This is a genomic window from Thiomicrorhabdus immobilis (genome assembly GCF_021654855.1).
In the GTDB taxonomy this organism is placed as follows: domain Bacteria; phylum Pseudomonadota; class Gammaproteobacteria; order Thiomicrospirales; family Thiomicrospiraceae; genus Thiomicrorhabdus; species Thiomicrorhabdus immobilis.
Genome location: NZ_AP024202.1, coordinates 1,394,925 through 1,417,195 on the forward strand (window position 1 = coordinate 1,394,925; position 22,271 = coordinate 1,417,195).

Below are 22,271 nucleotides of genomic sequence, written 5' to 3' on the forward strand. Positions count from 1 at the left end.
TATCTGAATATCTAAATAAGTCCAAAAGACAAGTTGAATTTATTGTTCTCAAACAATTGTCTTTAAAAGCGACAAAAAACGACCAGGCCTGGTCATTCCATCTTAGCGTTTTTTATGTAAAAATTATTTAACCGAACGGGTTCTTACATCTAAGTAATCGCGCCATTGGTCACCAATCAGGTTGACCGCCAAAACCACCATCATCAAAGCTAATCCGGGCGCCAGCACCAAATGAGGTGCCACCAATAGATAACGGGTTCCCTCCTTAATCATACTGCCCCATGACGCTTCAGGCGGCTGCACACCCAAACCTAAAAACGACAATCCCGCTTCGGAAATCACCGCACCGGCAATCCCAAATGTCGCTTCAACCCCCAAGGGGGCAAGAATCAATGGTAAAACATGACGGTACAGCATGATTGGCGTCGGAACCGCTAAAGCCCTTGCTGCCAAAATGTGTTCACGGTGGCGAATACTCATGGTTTGGGCTCTTGATAAGCGAGCATAGCCAACCCAGCCAACAACCACTAAGGCGAACACCACGTTCTCAATCCCAGGGCCAAGAATCGCTGCCAGGGCAATCGCCAACAACAAACCGGGAAAAGCCAAGAATACATCAATCACCTTGGTAATGACGCGGTCAACCCAACCCCCTAGATAACCGCTCAACACACCGATGGTGGTACCGATAATGGCCGAGAAAAACACCACCCCTAGCGCCACAAATAACGAGGTTTGCGCCCCTAAAGCGACACGTTGCAAAACAGGACGCCCCAACTCGTCGGAACCTAACCAGGCCTGCTGATTGGGTGCGGATAAAAAGGCATTTAAATCAACGAAATTAGCATCATCGCCAATCAAAAAGCCCAATATAGCCAAAGCCAACCAGGCAAAGACAATCACATAACTCACGACTCTCAACATTAACTCGCCACCCTGATTCTTGGATCCAGCCAAGCATAAACCAGCTCTGTAAGACCGTTGATGGTGATGTAGGCAACACTGATGACCAAGATACAACCTTGCACCACCGGATAATCACGACGTTGGATAGACTCCACCAACAATTGCCCCAAGCCTGGCCAATCGAAAACCACCTCGGTGATTACCGCGCCACCCAATAAGGTGCCAAGCTGTAAACCTAAAATGGTGACTACCGGCAGCAATGCATTCAATAGAGCGTGCTTTCCGTATACGATAGAAGACGGCAACCCTTTGGCTTGTGCGGTACGAATATAATCTTCGTGCATCACCTCTAACAAGGAGGCGCGTAACATTCTGGCCAAGATAGCCGCCAAGGCCGTTCCCAAGGTGATAGACGGCAAAACCCAAGCAAAAGGTTGTTCCACACCACTTACCGGTAGCCACGACAGGCCCAATGAAAACACCAAAATCAACATTGGCCCAAGCCAAAAATTAGGAATTGACACACCTATCAAAGAAACGGTCATCGAGAGATGGTCCGGCCATTTACCGGCACGTAATGCCGCCCAAAGCCCAAGCGGAAAAGCGATCAACACCGCCACCAACAAGGCCATGACCGCCAACTGCAATGTCATTGGAAACCGCTCGGAAATCAGTTCGGCTACGGGTTGTTGAAAAAACAGCGATTGCCCTAAGTCAAACTGCAACAGGCCTGTTAGGTATTGGATATATTGTGTCCAAATCGGCAAATGCAAGCCCAGCTGTTGGCGTAAGGCGTTCTCATCTGTCGGGCTAGCCCAATCGCCTAACATCACCGCAACCGGATCCCCTGGGACTAAATGAATCAAAAAGAACACAAGAGTCCCGACAATCCAGGAAACGAATAACACCGAACCAATCAAACGAAGCATATAAGCGATCAAGCGACAATCTCCACTGGCGTCTGGATATCGATCAAATCGAACAGCTCGATAATATCCTGGTTACGCATACGGATACAGCCATGTGAAACAGGTTGCCCCATAGGCTCTCTGTCGGGGGTACCGTGAATATAGATATAGCGTTGCATGGTATCCACTGAACCCAATCGGTTAATGCCTTTTTCAGTGCCGGATAACCAAAGGATACGGCTTAAAATCCAATCTCTATCTGGAAATTGTTGTGCCAACTCAGCCGAATAAATTTCACCGGTAGCTCTTCTAGCCACAAACACCGAGTTAATCGGCTGGTTTCTCCCTATCATGGCTCGCACGATGTGTTTACCTAAAGGGGTTTGTCCAGAATCTTTCTGACAACCAATGCCATTAAAAGCGGTGCTGACCGGATAGGTTTTGGATAAAACCCTATTCTCAAAAAGCGTGAGGGATTGGTCTGAAATTGATATGCGGATTGAATACGACAAAAATGATCACTGAACTAAATTAAAAAACAGCCATTATTCTACCCTTGATTCACCAAGCATTAAATGGATTACGAAAAATAAAACAACATGGGTGATATATTTTAAGATTGTAGACGGAAAACCAAAATATCGACACATAACAACATCTTAGCTTGATAGAAGGTACGCAAAGTCCTATATAATCGGCAATGTCATAAATAAGTCTGTTTCAAATCCATAAAAATTTTCATAGAGTAAATCATTAAATCTCACCCTAGAGGGTGATTTGCATAACCAAGCTATATCCCTAAACTAGAATTAAATCGACAAACTACTGCTTACACAGATTAGTTTTCGAATTTAAACAATTATTTGTTGCGCCAAACTTGTTGTGAAGCAAGGACGGAAAGCCAAGGGTCTTATTGATATCAAGCTTATAAGATAGCCGGTTGCCAAATAATGAATGGTCTAATAGTTCGCTCTAATAGGTCACTCCATTATTGTCCCTTCTCACATTTTTGTGCCTTCAATATCTCAATATCGAACAAAGATAAGATATTAAAGGAAATAAAAATGAAAAATTCAATATTCAAAACAGCCTTAGTTACTTTTGCCATTTTAGCCGTAAGCAGTCCATATGCGGTTGCCGGTAAATGGAATCAACAAAGCTCAACATCAACCGACACTCAAACAGCAACCACCTCTTCCTTAACCAGTTTTGAAAGCGACAGCTTAAAGTTCATGCGTGAAGAAGAAAAACTAGCACGAGATGTCTACCTAAGTTTATATGACGTTTGGGGTATGCCTATTTTTCAAAACATAGCCGATTCAGAACAGAAACATACCGATAGTGTTGCCAGTTTGTTAACTAAATATGGTATTGAAGACCCTGTTAAGTCGGATGCGATTGGAGAGTACACAGACCCAGCTTTTACCGAACTTTATCACGCATTGGTTGACTATGGTTCATACAGTTATGAACAAGCATTGAAAGTGGGAACGGAAATTGAAGAACTTGATATTGCTGACTTAAACAACCAACTGAATATCGTGAAAAAATCCGACATCCAGAATGTTTACAGCAACTTACTGAAAGGTTCTAGAAATCACTTAAGAAGTTTCTACAGCCTTGTTGTTGACGGTGGATTCGAATACACACCGACACACATCAGCCAAGAAGAGTTTGATGCGATTGTATACTCTGAAAGCGAGACCGGAAACATTAACGATACAACCAGCACTTCAACGTCCACAACCTCGGGTGGAAAAGGAAGACGTTAAAAAAACCGAAGCATAAAAACTGAAGCATAGGGACAAAAGCGCTCTCTCCTCTGCACGACTCAAAACGTCTCTACCTGAAATGCTTTGAAGTTTGTTTGATACGGCCTTTATGGTTACAAAACCATAAAGGCCGTATTTTTAGAACCACTAATCCTCTTTCTCGCCATTCGAAATCAAGTCACACTTTGTGACAATCAAGCAAGCCATCCAAACGTCCATCCGAGTAGAGAACATTTCCGCTTACGCCCTTTCTCGCCACCGCATACTGGTCTTCGTACCACAAAGGCATCGTCGCTAAGGTTTTTTGCAAATGACGCTGCAAGGTTTGGTAGAGCTCGGCTTGTTTTGCCAATTCTTGGGTTTTACCGGCTGAACGAATCAACGCATCCGCTTCAGCATCACGGTAACGTCCCCGATTCGCTCCACTGGGGGGAATCGCTTCAGAATCGAATACATACTGGAAAATATCCGGGCTCTTTATGCCGACCCACGCCAAGCTATAAAGCTGAAATCGGCCTTTTTTAATATCGCTGTAAAAGGTTCCCCAGTCATAACTTTGTATATTGAGGTGAATCCCCACTTGTTTTAATTGCGATTGATAAATCGTCGCCAATCGTATACGCGTGGGATCATTGGAGGTTTTATAACTCAAGCTGATAATCGGTTCATTCTGTTCATTAAAAGTGACCAGGCCTGCTGGTAAAGAAGAGAAATCGAGCTCTTTTAATAAGGATTTCGCCTTCTGAGGGTTGTACTCATAAGCGGGCATATCCTCTACACCACACCAATGCTCCGGAACCAGCAAACCACCGGCTAGACGGGCATGGCCGGAAAACATCGCATCCACAATAGCTTGCCTATCAATACCGTGGGCGATGGCCTGGCGCAATTCGGGCTGTGCGAGTAACGGGTCTTCAAAGTTGAAACCGATATAACCCAAATTGGTTCCTTTATGCCAAGTTACCGCTAATTCAGGTTGTTTTAAACAGTACTGCACCAATTCTGGCGAAAGGTCGTTTTGAATAATATCCAATTCCCCTTTCTTAAGCTTCAAGACCCTGACCGTAGCGTCTTTAACCGGAATAAACACCAGTTGGATGTGATCATTACGACGTTGAATCACCAGCTTCTGTTCCGATAATGACACGAACTCACATGCACCGGAACCGACCGGTTTCTCATGGAATGGATGCTGTTGCTCAAGCAGATTTTTAGGCAGGATTCCAATCACCAAACGCCCTACAAACAAAGCATCGGCTTTCTCTAACACAAACTCTACTTGCTTAGGGTTCAACACCTTAATTGAAGTGATGCCTTTCAAAGAGCCTCTATGAGCAGAGCCAAAATCCGGGTCGAGAATACTTTGATAGGTCGCGGCCACATCTTCCGCAGTCAGGGGCTGGCCATTATGAAACACCGATATTTCTTGCAAAGTGAATACATAACGGGTATCGGAAACTTGTTGCCAAGAAGCCAAGTCTGGAACCGCTTCAAAACGCTCATTAAAATCAATTAACTGGCGATAGAGTAAACGGTTGATACGACTGGAAAGTGCATCCGTAGCTTTGCGAGGGTCTAACATTCTAGGTCGTGCAGTAATACCGACTAGGATTTGAGAAGATTGTGCCTGAGAGTGGCAACCAACCAGGCCTGCTAAACCAAGAGAACTGGTCGCCACTAAGGAGTTTTTAACAAACTGGCGACGATTAATATTCAAATAACGCTACTCCGCTTGATTTTGAATGAAGAGGAGTCAAAAACTTAACTGATGGCATAAAAATCAACGCTATTTTTGCACCGTTTGCAATAAAGGCTCAAAGACCTGAAGGTCTTCGACCGTTAAATTACCCAAGCTCGCCTCAAGTTTTAAACGGTTAATCACTTGATTGTGTAAAGCTTCGATCAAGTTCTTATGTGCGTTTGTTTGATTGGTTCTGGCCGTTAAGACTTCAAGCAGGCTTTTCAAACCGACCTTATAACCTTCTTCGGCTGATTCCAAAAATGCATCGTTAGATTTGACCGCCTCTTTAAGGGCTAAAATCAACTGTTCTCCACGTTCAATATTGAGTACTTGGGTTCTGACACTCAAACGCGCACTTTCTTGCGCATCCCTTAACGATTGCTGAGCAGCAACCGACTTGAATTTAGCCGCTTTGACTTCAGAGTTTGTGCCTCCACCAGAATACAAAGGCATAGAAACGGTTACCCCAACCGAAGTCTTGTTGCTATCATTGAACTGAGCCGCATAGGCGGAATGGTAATCGGAGTAGGCACTATCGCTATATTTTGCTTGTAAAGCCACTGTTGGCCAATACCCACTGCGTTGCACTTCAATCTCTTCACTTGCAGTGGCCAGTTGGGCTTGAGCTTGTTGAACACTTAGGTTTTGCATCTCAGCTTGTTTTTCTAACGCGTTTAAAGCCAAAGAGATTTTCGGCAGGGCTACCGTTGGTAATAACGCTTTTAAGCCACTGTTTTTTAACTGCGACATCGATTGACCGGTAATTTTCGCCAAAGCTTCTAGAGCGACATCTAGATTATTTTCGGCATTGATGGTCTCAGACTTTGACAAGTCATAACTCGACTTAGCCTGTAATACATCTACCCGACTCGATAAACCAAGTTCTTCTGACGCTTGTGCGGTCTGATATTGGGTATAGTCTGCCGCTTCTTTAGTTTTCGACAACTCCAAACTGGTTTGCGCCAATAAGACATCAAAATAGCTTTGAGACACTCTTAAAATCAGATCTTGTTCCGCATTTTTAAAGGTGGCTAAGGCGGCATCAGAAACATATTTGGCTTGTTCATAACGTGCCCAGCTGCTGTGTTGGTACAGCGACTGATTCAGAGTCAAAGATAAATCACGGGCATTGACATCAGCAGAATCAATACTGCTATCGGTTACAAAATAACTACCATCCGCCTGGATTTGAGGCAGTAATGCCGCACGAGCACTTTCAACACCTTGAGAATCCGCTTTATAAAGAGAATCCGCTTGCGCTAATTTGGCATCATGGTTCAAAGCCATTTGGTAAACATCGGTCAAGCCTAAAGCCGTTGCAAAAGCAGATGGACTGCTTAGCGCTAACATAGAAGCGACTAATATGCTTTTACGGAATGATGGCCCAAGCGGTTTGGTTAATGATTTCATTACACGATGTTTATTACTGTTTTTCATTTTCTGTCCAACTGTTAAAGGGGTGTTTACTTAAACTGATATTGTAAAAACGTACTTCTTCGGTGACTTCTCTTCCCGCCCAGGAAGGGATTTCAAACTCTTCGTCTTCACTTTGCATTTCCACTTCAGCGATAACCAAACCTTGATTATCACCAAAAAACTCATCAATTTCCCAAATATGAGTATCTACCTTCACTAAATAACGGTCTTTTTCTATGACCGGTCCGGTAGCCAAGGTAGCTAAAATCTTACGACCCTCCTCTAACGGAATCTCATACTCATATTCGTCTCGACTTAATCCGATCTCTAAACTTTTAATGTTCATATTGGCTTTATCACCTTCAATACGAACCCTGACGGAGCTTTTGGCGTTTTTATCTGATATATCGTTAAGATACCCTTGAGCGAAATGGGTTTTCTGATGCGCTAATGCTTTCCATTCTTGATTCTTTAATAAGAACTTACGTTCTATTTCTCGTGCCATGCTGTTCCTAAAACTTACTGAATAATGATATGAGACTCGGATTTCGAGCTATGGATTATACACACCTGTTGATAGGTAGCGGTCACCTCGGTCACAAATAATACACACAATCACCGCATTCTCAACTTCCTCAGCCACCTTCAAAGCCGCGGCAACCGCACCGCCGGAAGAAACCCCTCCAAAAATTCCCTCTTCCACAGCTAAACGACGCATGGTATCTTCAGCCAACTGCTGTGACATATCGATGGTTCGGTCTACCCGAGTAGCTTCATAAATTTTAGGCATATATTCGGCAGGCCAACGACGTATCCCGGGAATGGCGGCACCGTCTTCTGGCTGAACCCCGACAATCTGCACCTCAGCACTCTGTTCTTTTAAATACATCGACGTGCCCATGATTGTGCCAGTCGTTCCCATTGCACTCACAAAGTGAGTTATGGTGCCTTCGGTATCATGCCAGATTTCTGGCCCCGTCGTATGGTAGTGAGCCAAAGGGTTATCAGGGTTAGAAAATTGGTCTAAAACAATGCCTTCGCCGTTTTTAGCCATTTTGTCGGCGAGATCACGTGCACCTTCCATCCCTTGTTCTTTGGAAACCTCAATCAACTCTGCGCCATAGGCTGCCATCGAAGCCTTACGCTCCATGCTCATATTATTCGGCATAATCAATTTCATTTTATAACCCATCATGGCTGCAGCCATCGCTAACGCGATACCGGTATTGCCGCTAGTTGCTTCAATTAAAGTATCTCCTGGTGCAATCTCACCTCTCAGCTCAGCTTGCTTAATCATATTAATGGCTGGTCTATCTTTTACAGAGCCGGCTGGGTTATTGCCTTCCAATTTCGCTAAAACCACACTATTGGTCTTAGGATTCACCATTCGTTGAAGTTTTACTAAAGGCGTATTTCCAACAAAATCCATTAATGTTTTATATTGCATTGCTTTTCCTAATGTATTGTTTTTTTTGTAGTTAATGCATATCAGACTAATTAAACATAAATCCAGCACAAGTTTAATGAATCTGGTTAATCCATAACCCCACGGCCATTAACACCGGGGTGAAAACATTGATTATGACATTCATTGCCAAAGCGGGCATCAAACTTTTTGGATTATCATAATGCCTTAAAGCAATCTGTACCATAGGAATGGCGAGTACAAACATAACGGCAGCCAATAAAATTTCTACTGGCAGACCAAACCAATACACAGTGATTAAAAGGCTTAAAAAAGCCAATAACTCAAAACCTGCAAAAACATAGATACTCGGGCGCACACCGAGTTTCATTAAAATATTATAGCGACCTACTTTTTTATCCGCCTGCAGATCAGGTAACTGATTCAACAATAAGAGATTGTTGACTAAAAAGAATGGCACCATGGAAAGTGACAACACCAACCAACTTAACTGGCCGGTTAATACAAAATAACTTCCCAGCACCATTAAAGGGCCAAAAGCCAGGCCTGGTGAAATTAAACAGAACCATGGCGACTTGGTGATTTTTGAAGTATATAAAATGACGATTGATAACCCGACCACACCTATCGGTAAAATTTGCCAGCCTTTCAAAAAGAGAAAAGCGATTCCCAACCCAATCAGCAATAAAACACTCACCCTAAAGGTATTTAGAACAGCATTGGCGGCATTTGGATTTAACTGCAAGGCACCGCTTCCACCGCTAAATGGAGTTTTAGCGGTCATAAAATCCAACCCTGACAAATTATCCTGGTATTCATTCAACAAATTAACCGCTATATGGGCTAAAAGCGCTCCCAACATAGTCATAGCCAACCACCACCATGACCAGTCAAACCCTTGATAATTAGCGGTTGATGCCGCTAAAACAACCACAGAAAAACTCAACAGCAAAAATTTCGGCCTAGCGGCCATAAAAACCGTTTTTATCTTTTGCAATACAAATATCCCTTAAGCCTTTCTAATGGCATCAAGTTTGCTTTTTTGACTTAATGATACTCGGTGGTACTCGCTAAACAACCAGCCAAGCTAGTAATGCCAAACCGTAATAATGAAATCTAAGCTGGCTTGAACCACATTGAAATTGATTGCTTAATATAAAGCAATTTAACTCAATTAGTGAAAAATTTATAAGCAACTAAGTCTTAAATCGCATTTACCATGTAATAAGTACCCATTGTTTTTATATGGGATAATGAAATAATGATTAAAATTGACATACCTAGCCAACCGCAAATTCAAAGGATGAAAATATGCTTGCTAATTCCTCTTTAAACACCAAAGTAATACTTTCCGCCTCCATTATTGGTTCTTTAGCAGCATTGGTGATTGGTATTGTCATCTACAACACCTCAATCGTTCCAATCCAACAGAAAGAAAAAACACGCGTCATCAAACAGATGACCACTTACATCAATGACCAGATAAACCTGAAGATTCAGGCAGGCATATTGGGTTCGACCTCTCTATCGATTCAAAAGTCTCTAGCGGATGCTTTAGAAGTTGAAGAAAGAGCCGAAGTTGTGCCACTACTGGCCAGTATTCGTGACCGTTTTAAAAACCAAACCAACTACAAAAACATTCAAACCCAGTTAATTACCGCTGACGGACGCTCACTGGTGAAATCATGGGACACGGATAGTTATGGGCAAGACCTTTCTAGTAACCCTTTGATTAAAAGTGCCAAAAAAGATAAACAAGCATTCGGTTCTTTAGCGATTGGAGCTCGTGGTGTATCAGTCATCGCCATTTCACCGGTTATAAAAGAAGGTGAGATGTTAGGTATGGTTGCGATGATTCAAGGACTGGCTTCGGTTAGAAAGGCTTTTACCAAAGATCTAAACGGCCAGTGGCTATTATTGGTTGACCGTGATTATATTAAACAGCGTTACGGCAGCATGCCGATTATTGAAAAAAATACCCCTTTTACGGATAAATATATTGTCGCCAACGACAAATGGTTCCCTAAAGAAGTGATCGATTTTGCTAAATCTGCATTCCAACCCATCGATGGCACTAATGAGTCGGTCTATAGCCACGCCGATAAAATGCTGATTGACATCCCTGCATTGGACGAAGAAAACAAGGTGTTTGGACGTCATATCTTCATGATTGATAAAGCGGATTACGAAGCACCTATCGACGCTGCTGTTTCTGCTGCAAAAATTTCACTCGCCGGTATCGTGCTTGCCATCCTACTGGTCACCATTTCGATTGTTATCGTGGTTGGGCGCTTAGTCATCAAACCTCTTACAAAGGTTCAACAGAATACCGATAAAATCCTAAATTCAGGCGATTTCAGCATTCGAAATGAAGTCAATGCAAATGATGAGGTCGGTAAAACTTCAGCGGCAATCAATCAGCTTTTAGAACAGATTGGTAAGGCGCTTAACGAGGCGAACCATACCGTGCACGCGATTTCACAAGGTGATTTTTCAAGTCGGATTTCTAGCGACTACCAAGGTGATTTAGAAACTCTGAAAAACGGAATCAACTCAAGCACCGAGACAATCTCATCGGTTATGGAGAACTTATCTAATGCCATGGTTGCCATGCGTGATGGCAACTACAACACCCAAATTCAAATGGGCGATTCAAAGGGTCGTTACCGTGACATGTTGCAAAATGCCCAACAGGCATTCAATGAAACCAATTTGGTTATCAGCGAAATCAATTCGGTAATGATGGCGATGCAGCAAGGTAACTTCAATGAACGTGTAAACATTGAAGCTAAGGGTGATTTGAACACCTTGAAAACCCATATTAATGAATCGATGCAAAGTTTGAATTCGGCCATTAATGACATTGTAAAAGTTGTTACGGCAATGAGTGCGGGGGATTTGACGCAAAACATTACCAATCAGTATCAAGGAGATCTTCTACAGCTGAAAGAAGCGACCAATCAATCTATCAGCACCCTTTCAGCCATCGTTTCTGAAGCGATTCAAGCCGGCATTGTCGTTAACAATGAGGCCAACAGCTTGTCATCAGACTCGGAAGTCTTAAGTGAGAAAGTGCAACAACAGGCCGCTGCCATCGAAGAAACTTCTGCCACTATGGAAGAGATGAACGCCGCTGTGCAAAATAACACGCAAAATGCTATTCAAGCTTCTGAAGTCGTTGAAAAAGTTCAAGGTGAATCTGAACAAGCCAGTGAAGTCATGAATCGCACTATTGAAGCGATGAACAGTATTCAGGATTCAAGTAATGAAATTGCCGACATTGTGACCTTAATCGATAGCATCGCTTTCCAAACCAATCTACTTGCCCTAAACGCCGCTGTTGAAGCGGCCAGAGCGGGAGAACATGGTAGAGGCTTTGCCGTGGTTGCCGGTGAAGTGCGTGCTCTAGCACAAAAATCAGCGGATGCGGCTAAAGACATCAAGACCCTGATTGATTCGAGTGTTCATAGAATCGACCAAGGCACGAAACTTGCCAGCGAATCCGGAGACGTGTTACGCGAGATTACACAATCGATTAATGATGTTTCAGTAATGATTCATCAAATCAATTCCGCCTCTCAGGAACAGGCGGAAGGGGTTTCTCAAGTCTATCAAGCGATTAGTGATATCGACTCGGCAACCCAGTCAAATGCCAGTTTAGTGGATAAGACATCCAGTTCTGCTAACAACATGAAACAGCAGGCTAGCGATTTAAATAGAAGCATGTCTTTCTTTAAAACCAACAATGTGAATAGTAACTATATAGCCCCTAAATCGACACATTCACCAAGCAGTAGTTTATCGACTGATAAAAGTGTAAAAAAAGAGAGTTTACCAGCACCTAGCCGTGTAGAAAGCCAGACAACACCTAAAACGGCTTCTGTCACTAAACCTGTCGCTTCACAAAGTCAGGACAGCGACGAATGGTCTGAGTTTTAAACAACTTTCCAATCAGGATAGAAGATTAAAACCCAGCTTCTCAATAAAAAAACAGCTAGCGAAATGACCTTATAAAAATCAGATATTTTGATTAGAGGGTATATTGCTAGTGATTTTGTTTAGCAATACTAAAAGGCCTGACTTCGGTACTCCACCGAAGTCAGGCCTTTTTACTTTTATCTAGGATAGATGTTTGGGGGATGTTGGATTGTAGGATATTGGGTTATGCTCAATTTTCCAAATAACCTTCTAATCGTTTAAACCAGCCCGCCAACCACCTTGTTTCATCCCTTTCTGGCGGAGCTAAACGTGCCCTTAAAGCCAAACGTGATTTAGCCGACAACACAAATTCACTCAACAACGTATCAGTTGAAATTGAATCAAATTGTTCGTCCTTTATCTGCATGGCATCCAGCACGGAAAACAAGCCCCAACCTTGCCCTTGATAGTTTTCTTGCTGACTGCCAAACCCTTTAAAATTGACATAATCAATCAAGGCAAAACGCCCTTGTTTAGTTTCTGCCAGGCGCCCTACCAGCTTAGTGTAATATTCTTGTTTATTTACTCTATAAGGCTGCAACAACGCTTTGGCAAAACGTTTTTGAAAGCGTTGGACAATAAACTCGGCCTGATAAGCTTGTGTGTCTAACAACCAATCTCTTAAAGCCTTTAATTCCATAGATGACCAGGCCTGGTCAAACTGTTTTTTGCTTTGCCAAGGCGCATTGAAAGGCTCGAGTTGTTGTAAAAAAAACGGGGCTTTTTGGTAATGGTTCACGTAATTCACCATTTCGGGAAAGGTTTCATCAAAGGTTTGGGCAACACCTGTTGGATACCAAATGAAATGGCCGATCCCAAAAGAGGGAAAATCCTCACCGTTGCCCCAATAGGTTAGATATTCCGGTTTGGAGGCACACTCGTTTTGAAATATCCTGTTGCCGATCCATAAGGTTTCCTGTGGACTGAGTTGACCAATGGAAACCGTTGTCGTTTCTTTGGCATAAACCGTTGTGGAAACCATAACGAAAGCACCAAGAATAAAACGCAAACTGTATCTGAAAAAGACGTTGAAAACCGTAAAAACCAGCTTGTTCGAACAACGTGGATTCAACGTTACCAGGCCTGGCAGCGTTGAATGAAGGTGAAATAAATCATGATTCAAACGCATCAAACAAACACGAATCAATCAACTAACAGGGTCGATAAATAGCCGTCCATGTGCTTGAGCATGCCTTTATACATCGTTGGCAACCCAGGTACCACAGATTGTTCAACACAATCCAAAGCCAATAAGTTCTGCGACCACGTTGATAGTTTTGGTGTAGCTTCCAATAAATCGATAGCGGTTAGATTCTTAATAAACTCCATACGCATAAACATTGGCGCATAAGCGGCATCAATCATATTGAATTCAGAACCGTTAAAAAACGCCTTACCCGAGTGAACCGCTTCCAACTGTTGCAACTTCCCCAACACCACGGCTCGCTTTTCATTGGAGATGGCTTCGTCCTTACTGGTCACCATAGCATGCAGAGCCATTAGAATATCGCCACCGAAACTAATCCAGGCGCGGTTTTTAGCTTTAACCAAGGGGTCGCTGGGCTGAAGCGATGGCGGGGTAATTTCATCCACATATTCTTGAATAACCGAAGATTCAAAAAGCACATCGTCCCCTACCTTAAGGACTGGCACTTGTCCTAGAGGGGATATTTCCTTAAACCATTGTGGAGGATTATTGAGGTCGATATAAGTGATATCAAAATCTATGTTTTTTCTCTTCAATACAATTACCGCACGTTGCACAAACGGACATAATTTAAAACTGATCAACTCCAACCTGTGAAACATAACACCACCTTGCAATAAACATTAACACTAAGTTGATTACCATAATACCGATTCGCATCCGAGGGGTAAACACAAAACCCACATCAACCGCTTATATAGATACTATAAATCGGTATAATTAATCAGATACGATATTACAAAATAGTAGGTATTTATGTTTTTTCCCTATATAAAAGATATTGCTTCTACAGAGATCACCACTCTTTCAATCAACCATACGATTGGTGAAGCGATTCAAACCATGATTAAAAGTGACCATAGAAGCATCGTCATAATTGATGGGCATTTTAATCATATATTACTGGCACAAGACATCCTTACCTTAAACAGCGATGAGTTGGATTTAGATTTACCGATATCGGAAGCGGTCATTCACCGTTTACCTAAAATCAACCAAGAAAAAAACATTCTCGATGCCATCCATTATCTACAAGAGCCGATTGAATATATCGCCACCACCGATGATGAGGGAAATTTAGTCGGCTTATTAAGCCACTCGGATCTAATCAACTCAACCGATCCGGAAATTTTGATGGAGAGTTACACAATTGGTGATGTGGTTAAAAGCCAGAAAAACGATATTTGGGTAAAATCGACAGATTCAACAGAGTTTGTACTGAAGAAAATGAAACAATCTGATAAAGATTGCGCCACCGTCATTGAAGATGGAATCCCGGTTGGGGTTTTTACTATAAAAGATGTTTTAAGGCTTTATCGTGACCATAATGATATCCAGCTCCCCATCTCAAACTACATGACCCAACCTGTTGAGGTTTTAACGGCCAGCTCATCCGTGAAACAAGCGATTGAGTTCATTAAATCCAAGCCGTTCAAACGCTTGATTGTAGTTAATTTAGAGCAGCAGATGATAGGGATGATACTACAAAAAGAGCTGATTTCCCTTGCTTACAATAACTGGTCATCAATCATGAAGCAGCATCAACAAGAGTTGTTTGAGATAAACCACCTACTGTCTGAACAAGCAGACCGTTATAAACATCTTGCCGCTTTTGACCCTTTAACCAAACTGTACAATCGTTATAAGTTCATCGAACTTTATGCAACCGAATCGCTTGCCATGCAGCAACGACAACATGCCATGTCCATCATTATGATTGATATCGATTACTTCAAAAAGATAAACGATGAATATGGCCATAATACGGGTGATGATGTGTTGAGAATAACGGCTGAAACCCTGAAAAAACCGATACGTAATGTGGATATTGTTTGTCGTTGGGGTGGCGAGGAATTTATTGTTTTACTGCCGACAGTGGATGAACAACAGGCCATGTTGATAGCTGAAAAATTACGCCTGGCGATTGAACAGGAAACCTTTCCTCAAGGGTTAAGGGTGACTGCAAGCCTCGGTGTTTGTGAAGCGCAAGATGATGAAGGCCTTGAAGAGGTGGTGTCGCGTGCTGATTACGCACTTTATCAAGCTAAAAAACAAGGCCGAAACAGAAGTGTACTATTTAAACAGTAAACCAATCGCTACTACTGATTAAATTTTATCGTTTTTGACTAGTTGGGTGAACTTTTCATAAAGCGAATCCTTATCTTCAACTCGGTCAGGATCCGTGATGATGCAGTCTAATGGACACACACTGATACAGGTCGGTTGGTCATAAAAACCAACACACTCTGTACACAGGTCGGGGTTAATCTCATAGATTTTATCCCCCATGTAGATTGCCTTGTTCGGGCATTCCGGCTCGCACATATCGCAATTGATACAGCCTTTAATGATCTTCAAAGCCATCGATAAAACCTACGCTTTTGCAGCCGCCGCACGATTAACGGCGTCTATCGCTTCTTGCTCTTGTTTCACCTTTTTGGCAGCGGCATCACGCTTGACATCACCACCCCAAGACTCATTACGCATCACTAAACAGAACTTAAGAACAGATTCATCCAAGTCTTTGAACGGATTAGGGATTCTCACCAACCAACCTGAACCTTTCGCGCAATCCACCACTTCATCATGATGGGTTTGCATGTGATCCAACACCATGGAAACATTACCCGCCGGGCTCATGATTTCAATTGAATCCCCCACGCAGAATTTGTTTTTCACATCGACTTCCAAGAAAGATTTACCATCACGTTCAACCACATCAACCACTTCACCGACAAAACGCTGACGCTCTGATTTAGAAACCCCGTATTCATAGTTTTGATATTCAGAGTGCACATGGCGACGCAGGAAACCTTCGGTGTATCCACGACTGGCAAGGCTCTCTAAATCGGTCAATAAAGTTTGGTCGAACTCTTTACCTGCAAGTGCATCATCGATGGCTTTACGATAAACCTGTGCGGTTCGAGCAACATAATAGTGTGACTTAGTACGCCCTTCGATTTTCAACGAATGCACACCCATATCAACCAATTCAGGAATCAACTCGACGGCACGAAGGTCTTTTGAGTTCATGATATAGGTGCCGTGCTCATCTTCAAATGCAGGCATCAACTCACCAGGACGCCCTTCTTCTTCTAACAACATGGCCACTTCTGTGGTTTCACCCAAGCCTAAAGTTGGTTCTGGAGAGTAGCTTGTCACTTCCGGAGCCGCACGTTCAGTACTACCGGTCAAGTCGGTGATATTAGCGACTTCAATACGAGGTGTGCCGACCACATCGCCGGTTTCATCTTCCTTAGCTTCATAGGTGTTGTAGTTCCAACGACATGCATTGGTACAAGTCCCTTGGTTGGCATCACGTTTATTGATATAACCTGACAGCAGACAACGCCCGGAATAGGCGATACATAAAGCGCCATGGACAAACACTTCCAGTTCCATCTCGGGCACTTTTTCACGGATTTCACGAATTTCGGCAATCGACAGTTCACGTGACAACACCACACGACGCACCCCGTTTTGATACCAAAACTTGACAGTCGCCCAGTTAACTGCGTTCGACTGCACCGATAGGTGAATCTCTTGCTCCGGGAATTTCTCATGCACCATGGCAATCAAACCTGGGTCAGACATAATTAACGCATCCGGTTTCATCGCAATAACCGGCTCGATGTCTTTCATGTAGGTATTGACTTTGGAGTTATGTGCCGCGATGTTACTCACTACATAAAACTTTTTACCGAGTTCATGGGCGCGTGCAATCCCTTTCGCCAAATTCTCTTCATCAAACTCATTATTTCTTACACGCAAGCTGTAACGAGGCTGCCCGGCATAGACCGCATCGGCACCGTATGCAAACGCATACTCCATGTTTTTCATTGTGCCGGCAGGCGATAAAAGTTCTGATACAACGGGTGTATTAAGGTTGTCTGCTTTCAAGGCAAATCTCCTAAAATAATGATTTTGATTAAGTGAGGCGGTATTCTATACCAAATGAGATAAATTTTCTTGCCAAAACAACCATTTATCTTCTACGGTTATTGTTGCATTCGCTGGACTGGTTGAGGGTAGAACAATATAAGTAATCTCCTGCGGAATCCGTTGCCTCTTCAAGACATGGCGTTTAAACAATTGCTCGGCTTTTTTGCCATTAAAACAGATGGTCTTAATGGTTGGGTTTTCTGACAAAAGTGATTCAAAATCATTTGCTTGCGGTTCTTTAATATCACTGTCTAAACTTCCTTGACGCTGACAACTCTGCAACACATCCCATAGCACCAGGCCGGCCTGTTTTATTAAACGCTCTTTTTCTTGCTGGGTATTGATTGGTCGCTGAGTCAGCGAATGCATGATTGGCCAAAAGGCGTTTCTAGGATGAGCATAGTAAAACGCCTGATTCAATGATTCTACACTGGGCATGGTACCTAAAATCATCCAGTGAGGGTTTTGAGCTGAGATATACTCAAAACCCTGACAAAAATTTGGTTCTCTATTCATAGTCACTATTTTCACACCGTGTAGACAGCTTCAATAACCGGGTAAAACGCAAAAAACAAAGTATTCTGCAAAACCACCCAAATTCTTAAATCATTTATAAAACAAGTTGTTATATCAAAACATTTAATATTAAAATCAACAATTATTAGTATATTTCATTATTAATAGTGGGTTATTATGTAAAACAACTTAGCTGAGTTTAAAATCAACCATGCCGCTGTGGGTACCGTGATGACGTTAAACAAAAATTTAGTGTTGGTTATATTAATTTTAATACAGCTGACCTTTCCCAATTTGATTCAAGCCAATGAAAAAATCGCCATAGGGATTTTAGCTTTTCGTCCTAAACCTCTGGTTGAAGCTCAATGGCAACCTCTTGCGGATTACCTCAACCGTACAATTCAAGGTGTCGATTTTAAAATCGTTCCCTATAACTATACTGAACTCGAACATGCTATTGAAAATAAAAGCATCGATTTTGTTTTCACCAACTCCTCGCATTTCGTCCAATTGGCACATAAAACCGTACTCTCTTCACCATTAGCCACACTCATCAATAAAAAAAGCGGACAACCCATTCGAAGTTTTGCCGGTACCATCCTCGTGAAAAAGGACAACCGAGAGATCAAAGAACTCAAAGACTTGATCGGCATGGTCATCGCCACCCCGTCAATCAAATCTTTTGGGGGATATAAAATGCAAGCCTATGAACTTCAACAAGCGGGTATAAGGGTTCCAGATCAAATCACCATCAAACAAACAAAAATGCCCCATGATAAAGCGGTTTTTGCGGTTATTTCCGGTGAAGCGGATGCGGCCTTTGTTCGCAGCGGAGTACTGGAAAGCCTTGAAAAACAAGGTCTAATAAAACCTGACCAGGTTCGGGTTCTAAATCAGCAACATGTCAAAGACTTCCCTTTTTTAACCTCGACTCGACTTTATCCCGAATGGCCTTTTGCGTCAATGCCGCATGTTGGTGAAACATTGGCAGGTCAAGTGGCTGGAGCACTGCTTACTCTGCCACATGATGGCGAAGTTTCTCAATCAATCAATATTTATGGGTTTAGGGTACCGGCTGATTATGAACCGGTACGTGAAGTGTTGCGTTCATTGAAAGTCTACCCTTTTAATAAATCTCCAGAGATCACTTTCTATGATTTATGGAAACAACACCAACCTGAGCTTATCGCTTTAAGTTTATTAATCATAACTGTTTTGATTTTAACCATTTTGCTTCTCATATTTTATCGCCGATTGAAAGCAACCAATATAGAGTTAAAAAACAATAATGAATCCTTAAGGATTGCCGCGGTCGCTTTTGATACCCAAGAATCCATTTTCATTACCGACCGGGATGAAAAAATAATCAGAGTCAATAATGCCTTTACTCAAATTACCGGTTTTTCCCCAAAAGAGGTTAGCGCAAAAACCCCACGCATTCTTAAGTCAGGGAAACATGACCCACAATTTTATAAAGCGTTATGGGAAGAGCTTTTAAATAACGGGTTTTGGCAGGGAGAAATCTGGAATAAACGTAAAAATGGAGAGATTTTTCCAGTAGGTCAAACCATTACCGCAATAAAAGATGAGCAAGGCAAAATCACCCATTTCTTATCGACTTTCAATGACATCACCAAAGCAAAAGCGAATGAAGAACGTATCAATAAATTGGCGTTTTACGACCCGTTAACTTCTTTAGCGAATCGCCGTTTATTAAATGACCATCTTCAGCAGGCGCAAGCCCACAGCGACCGCAATAAAGATTATTTTGCCCTCTTGTTTATCGATTTAGACCGCTTCAAAACCTTAAATGATACCTTAGGTCATGACATCGGAGACTTACTACTCATTGAAGTCGGTAAACGTTTACTCGACTCGGTACGTGAAATAGATACCGTCTCTAGAACCGGTGGCGATGAGTTTATTATTTTATTGGAACAACTCGGCAAAACGGATAACAGTGCGGCAAAACAAGCCAAGAAAATCGCTGACAAGATATTGCAGCAACTTGCCATTCCCTATTCCATCAAAGGCCTGGAGCAGAAGATCAGCGCAAGTATCGGCATCAGTATCTACACCGATCACCAAGAAACCATCGATGAGATGATGGTACGTTCCGATTTAGCGATGTATCAAGCTAAGTCAGATGGCCGAAATACCGTCAGGTTTTTTGATCCGAGCATGCAACAATCCATTCAAGCTCGCACCCAGATGGAAACCGAATTGCGCCATGCCATTCAAAAAAATGAATTTATCCTACACTACCAACCCAAAGTAGACATCGATGGCAATATACTGGGCTATGAAGCCTTAATCCGCTGGCAGCATCCAGAAAAAGGACTGTTACTTCCTGGTGAATTCATTAGTTATGCTGAAGACAGTGGATTGATTATCGAAATCGGTACCTGGGTTATCCATAAGGCATGTCTACAGCTAGCACAATGGAGTACCGTAGAAAAAACCCGACATCTTACCCTTGCCGTCAATATCAATGAACAACAGATTGCACGTGATGATTTTGTGGAAATCATATCCCAAGCACTTGAGCAAACCTTATGCCCTCCTCACCGCTTACAATTAGAGATAACCGAAAGCTTATTAATGAAAGAAATGGAGCAAAACATCGACAAAATCAACCAACTTAAGGAGAAAGGCGTTACCTTCGCGATTGATGATTTTGGAACGGGATACTCTTCACTTAACTATCTAAAAAAACTTCCAATCGATTGGCTCAAGATTGACCGGTCATTTGTCAGCGACATGTTACATGATCGGCACGATGAAGCGATTGTTAAAACCATCTTGGCGTTATCAAACACCCTTCATTTAACCACCATTGCCGAAGGTGTGGAAACCCCCGCTCAAGCGGAGCATTTAATTGAATTAGGCTGTCCTATTTTACAAGGCTATTTGTTCAGCGAACCCAAACCGATTGAAGAGCTGGACATTTAATTCTGTTCAAGAAACCTCTAAACCCATAAAAAAAGCGCTAACCCTGATATGGATTAACGCCTTAGATTGAACCTGACACAAAGTCTTAACTAGAGAGAAGGCAAAACCATAACCTCGCTAATCATCAGCCTAACTCTATATAAGAACTCTCTTGCTCGACAAACTCGTCAACGGGTTTGGCCCATAGATCGTATTCATCCGCACCGATAATTTCTACTGTGACAAACTCACCTGGCTGAAGATGAAAGGCATCATCGATAAAGACCATACCATCAATTTCAGGGGCATCCGCCATAGAACGTGCTACGGCACCCTTATCGTCAATTTCATCTACCAATACCTTCATGATTTTGCCCACTTTGGCCTGCATTTTTTCAGCACTGATACGTTGCTGAAGTTGCATAAAACGGTCAAAGCGCTCCTGCTTAACCTCATCAGGAACCTGCTCAGCGATTTCATTAGCGGTAGCTCCTTCAACAGGAGAATACTGGAAACACCCAACACGGTCTAACTGAGCCGCTTCCAAGAAATCCAACAAGTCTTGAAACTCTTCTTCCGTTTCCCCCGGGAAACCGACAATAAAGGTTGAACGAATGGTTAAATCAGGAACCGCTTCACGCCATTTATTAATACGCTCCAAGGTTTTTTCAACATTGCCTGGGCGCTTCATGGCTTTTAAAACCCGCGGATTGGCATGCTGCAGAGGCATATCCAGATAAGGCAAAATTTTCCCTTCCGCCATCAAAGGGATCACCTCTTCGACATTTGGGTAGGGATAGACATAATGCAAACGCACCCAAAACTCATCCACTCCGCCCATTTCTCCTAAAGCTTCCGCCAACCCCACCATTGAAGTTTTAGTTGGTCGTCCTTCGGCAAATTCGGTTTTGTACTTTACGTCTACACCGTAAGCGGCGGTATCCTGCGATACCACCAATAACTCTTTAACACCCGCTTCTTTTAGACGTTTGGCTTCATTAATCACATCCGCCACTGGGCGGCTTACCAAGTCACCACGCATCGAAGGAATAATGCAGAAAGTACAACGGTGATTACACCCTTCCGATATTTTCAAATACGCAAAATGTTTGGGGGTAAGCTTAATCCCTTGAGGTGGAACCAAATCAATGAACGGGTTATGTTTTGGAGGGGCTATGACATTATGTACCGCCGTTAACACCTCTTCATAAGCCGCAGGGCCTGAAACCGCTAAGACCTTGGGATGTACCTCGGTGATTTGGTCCGCTCTAGCACCTAAACAACCTGTCACAATCACCTTACCATTCTCTTCTAAGGCTTCGCCAATCGTATCTAAGGATTCCTGCACCGCACTGTCAATAAAACCACAAGTATTCACAATCACCGTATCAGCATCTTCATAACTGTTTGTCAGCTGATAACCTTCCGTTCTCAACTGAGTCAAAATGCGTTCACTATCAACGGTTGCTTTAGGGCATCCTAAACTGATAACACCGACGGTAGGCTGCTGTTTAGACATAACTATTAT

General features: G+C 42.7%; 18 protein-coding genes and 1 riboswitch. Of the genes, 4 read left to right on the top strand and 14 right to left on the bottom strand.

Annotated elements, in window-relative coordinates; translation table 11 throughout:
- Positions 1-123 precede the first annotated feature (123 nt).
- Genes L6421_RS06305 through L6421_RS06315 form a run of 3 tightly spaced genes read right to left on the bottom strand, consistent with a single transcriptional unit; the run spans position 124 to position 2,326 of the window.
- On the bottom strand, positions 124-924 hold the full coding sequence (locus L6421_RS06305) for an ABC transporter permease (RefSeq protein WP_237260593.1): 801 nt from the start codon (positions 922-924) through the stop codon (positions 124-126).
- Positions 924-1,847, bottom strand: a complete 924-nt coding sequence (gene nikB / locus L6421_RS06310) for a nickel ABC transporter permease (RefSeq protein ID WP_237260595.1) — start codon at positions 1,845-1,847, stop codon at positions 924-926. Before nikB ends, L6421_RS06305 begins: the two co-directional genes overlap by 1 nt.
- The gene (locus L6421_RS06315) at positions 1,844-2,326 is read right to left on the bottom strand and encodes a L,D-transpeptidase (RefSeq protein WP_255695471.1); all 483 of its coding nucleotides are present in this window, start codon (positions 2,324-2,326) and stop codon (positions 1,844-1,846) included. Before L6421_RS06315 ends, nikB begins: the two co-directional genes overlap by 4 nt.
- A gap of 348 nt (positions 2,327-2,674) precedes the next feature.
- Positions 2,675-2,762: riboswitch (cyclic di-GMP riboswitch) on the top strand.
- 116 nt (positions 2,763-2,878) lie between these two features.
- Here L6421_RS06315 and L6421_RS06320 point away from each other — a divergent pair.
- Positions 2,879-3,586: a DUF2202 domain-containing protein gene (locus L6421_RS06320; protein WP_237260597.1), complete on the top strand. Its 708-nt coding sequence runs from the start codon at positions 2,879-2,881 to the stop codon at positions 3,584-3,586.
- Between the two features lie 178 nt (positions 3,587-3,764).
- On the opposite strand, the gene L6421_RS06325 is transcribed toward L6421_RS06320, so the two are convergent.
- The 5 genes from L6421_RS06325 to L6421_RS06345 form a co-directional block, all read right to left on the bottom strand.
- Positions 3,765-5,303, bottom strand: a complete 1,539-nt coding sequence (locus tag L6421_RS06325) for an ABC transporter substrate-binding protein (RefSeq protein WP_237260599.1) — start codon at positions 5,301-5,303, stop codon at positions 3,765-3,767.
- Positions 5,304-5,372: 69 nt separating this feature from the next.
- Positions 5,373-6,764, bottom strand: a complete 1,392-nt coding sequence (locus tag L6421_RS06330) for a TolC family outer membrane protein (RefSeq protein ID WP_237260601.1) — start codon at positions 6,762-6,764, stop codon at positions 5,373-5,375.
- Positions 6,751-7,248 (bottom strand): CYTH domain-containing protein, encoded by a 498-nt coding sequence (locus tag L6421_RS06335; protein ID WP_237260602.1) that lies wholly within the window; start codon positions 7,246-7,248, stop codon positions 6,751-6,753. The genes L6421_RS06330 and L6421_RS06335 overlap by 14 nt, the downstream gene beginning before the upstream one ends.
- A 48-nt stretch (positions 7,249-7,296) precedes the next feature.
- Positions 7,297-8,190, bottom strand: coding sequence for a cysteine synthase CysM (gene cysM / locus L6421_RS06340; RefSeq protein ID WP_237260604.1), 894 nt, complete (start codon positions 8,188-8,190; stop codon positions 7,297-7,299).
- 73 nt (positions 8,191-8,263) lie between these two features.
- On the bottom strand, positions 8,264-9,166 hold the full coding sequence (locus L6421_RS06345) for a prenyltransferase (RefSeq protein ID WP_237260606.1): 903 nt from the start codon (positions 9,164-9,166) through the stop codon (positions 8,264-8,266).
- 314 nt (positions 9,167-9,480) lie between these two features.
- Between L6421_RS06345 and L6421_RS06350 the strand changes: the two genes are divergently transcribed.
- Positions 9,481-12,108: a methyl-accepting chemotaxis protein gene (locus tag L6421_RS06350; protein ID WP_237260608.1), complete on the top strand. Its 2,628-nt coding sequence runs from the start codon at positions 9,481-9,483 to the stop codon at positions 12,106-12,108.
- Positions 12,109-12,337: 229 nt separating this feature from the next.
- Here L6421_RS06350 and L6421_RS06355 read toward each other — a convergent pair whose 3' ends face one another.
- Together L6421_RS06355 and L6421_RS06360 are read right to left on the bottom strand one after the other, a co-directional pair.
- Positions 12,338-13,276 (bottom strand): hypothetical protein, encoded by a 939-nt coding sequence (locus L6421_RS06355; protein ID WP_237260610.1) that lies wholly within the window; start codon positions 13,274-13,276, stop codon positions 12,338-12,340.
- A 14-nt stretch (positions 13,277-13,290) separates the two neighbouring features.
- Positions 13,291-13,956 (bottom strand): glutathione S-transferase family protein, encoded by a 666-nt coding sequence (locus L6421_RS06360; protein ID WP_237260612.1) that lies wholly within the window; start codon positions 13,954-13,956, stop codon positions 13,291-13,293.
- A gap of 154 nt (positions 13,957-14,110) precedes the next feature.
- On the opposite strand from L6421_RS06360, the gene L6421_RS06365 reads away from it, so the two are divergent.
- Positions 14,111-15,442 carry a diguanylate cyclase gene (locus tag L6421_RS06365; protein ID WP_237260614.1) on the top strand — a complete coding sequence of 444 codons (1,332 nt, stop codon included), beginning with the start codon at positions 14,111-14,113 and terminating at the stop codon, positions 15,440-15,442.
- Between the two features lie 18 nt (positions 15,443-15,460).
- Here the strand turns inward: L6421_RS06365 and L6421_RS06370 are convergent, their stop codons facing one another.
- The 3 genes from L6421_RS06370 to L6421_RS06380 are packed head-to-tail and all read right to left on the bottom strand — an operon-like array spanning position 15,461 to position 17,812.
- Positions 15,461-15,718 (bottom strand): YfhL family 4Fe-4S dicluster ferredoxin, encoded by a 258-nt coding sequence (locus tag L6421_RS06370; RefSeq protein WP_237260616.1) that lies wholly within the window; start codon positions 15,716-15,718, stop codon positions 15,461-15,463.
- Positions 15,719-15,727: 9 nt separating this feature from the next.
- Positions 15,728-17,254 (bottom strand): prephenate-dependent tRNA uridine(34) hydroxylase TrhP, encoded by a 1,527-nt coding sequence (trhP, locus tag L6421_RS06375; RefSeq protein ID WP_255695472.1) that lies wholly within the window; start codon positions 17,252-17,254, stop codon positions 15,728-15,730.
- 45 nt (positions 17,255-17,299) lie between these two features.
- Positions 17,300-17,812, bottom strand: a complete 513-nt coding sequence (locus L6421_RS06380) for a DNA-deoxyinosine glycosylase (protein ID WP_237260617.1) — start codon at positions 17,810-17,812, stop codon at positions 17,300-17,302.
- Between the two features lie 231 nt (positions 17,813-18,043).
- Between L6421_RS06380 and L6421_RS06385 the strand changes: the two genes are divergently transcribed.
- Positions 18,044-20,764, top strand: a complete 2,721-nt coding sequence (locus L6421_RS06385; protein WP_237260619.1) for an EAL domain-containing protein — start codon at positions 18,044-18,046, stop codon at positions 20,762-20,764.
- 124 nt (positions 20,765-20,888) lie between these two features.
- On the opposite strand, the gene rimO is transcribed toward L6421_RS06385, so the two are convergent.
- Positions 20,889-22,262 carry a 30S ribosomal protein S12 methylthiotransferase RimO gene (rimO, locus tag L6421_RS06390; protein ID WP_237260621.1) on the bottom strand — a complete coding sequence of 458 codons (1,374 nt, stop codon included), beginning with the start codon at positions 22,260-22,262 and terminating at the stop codon, positions 20,889-20,891.
- Positions 22,263-22,271 lie beyond the last annotated feature (9 nt).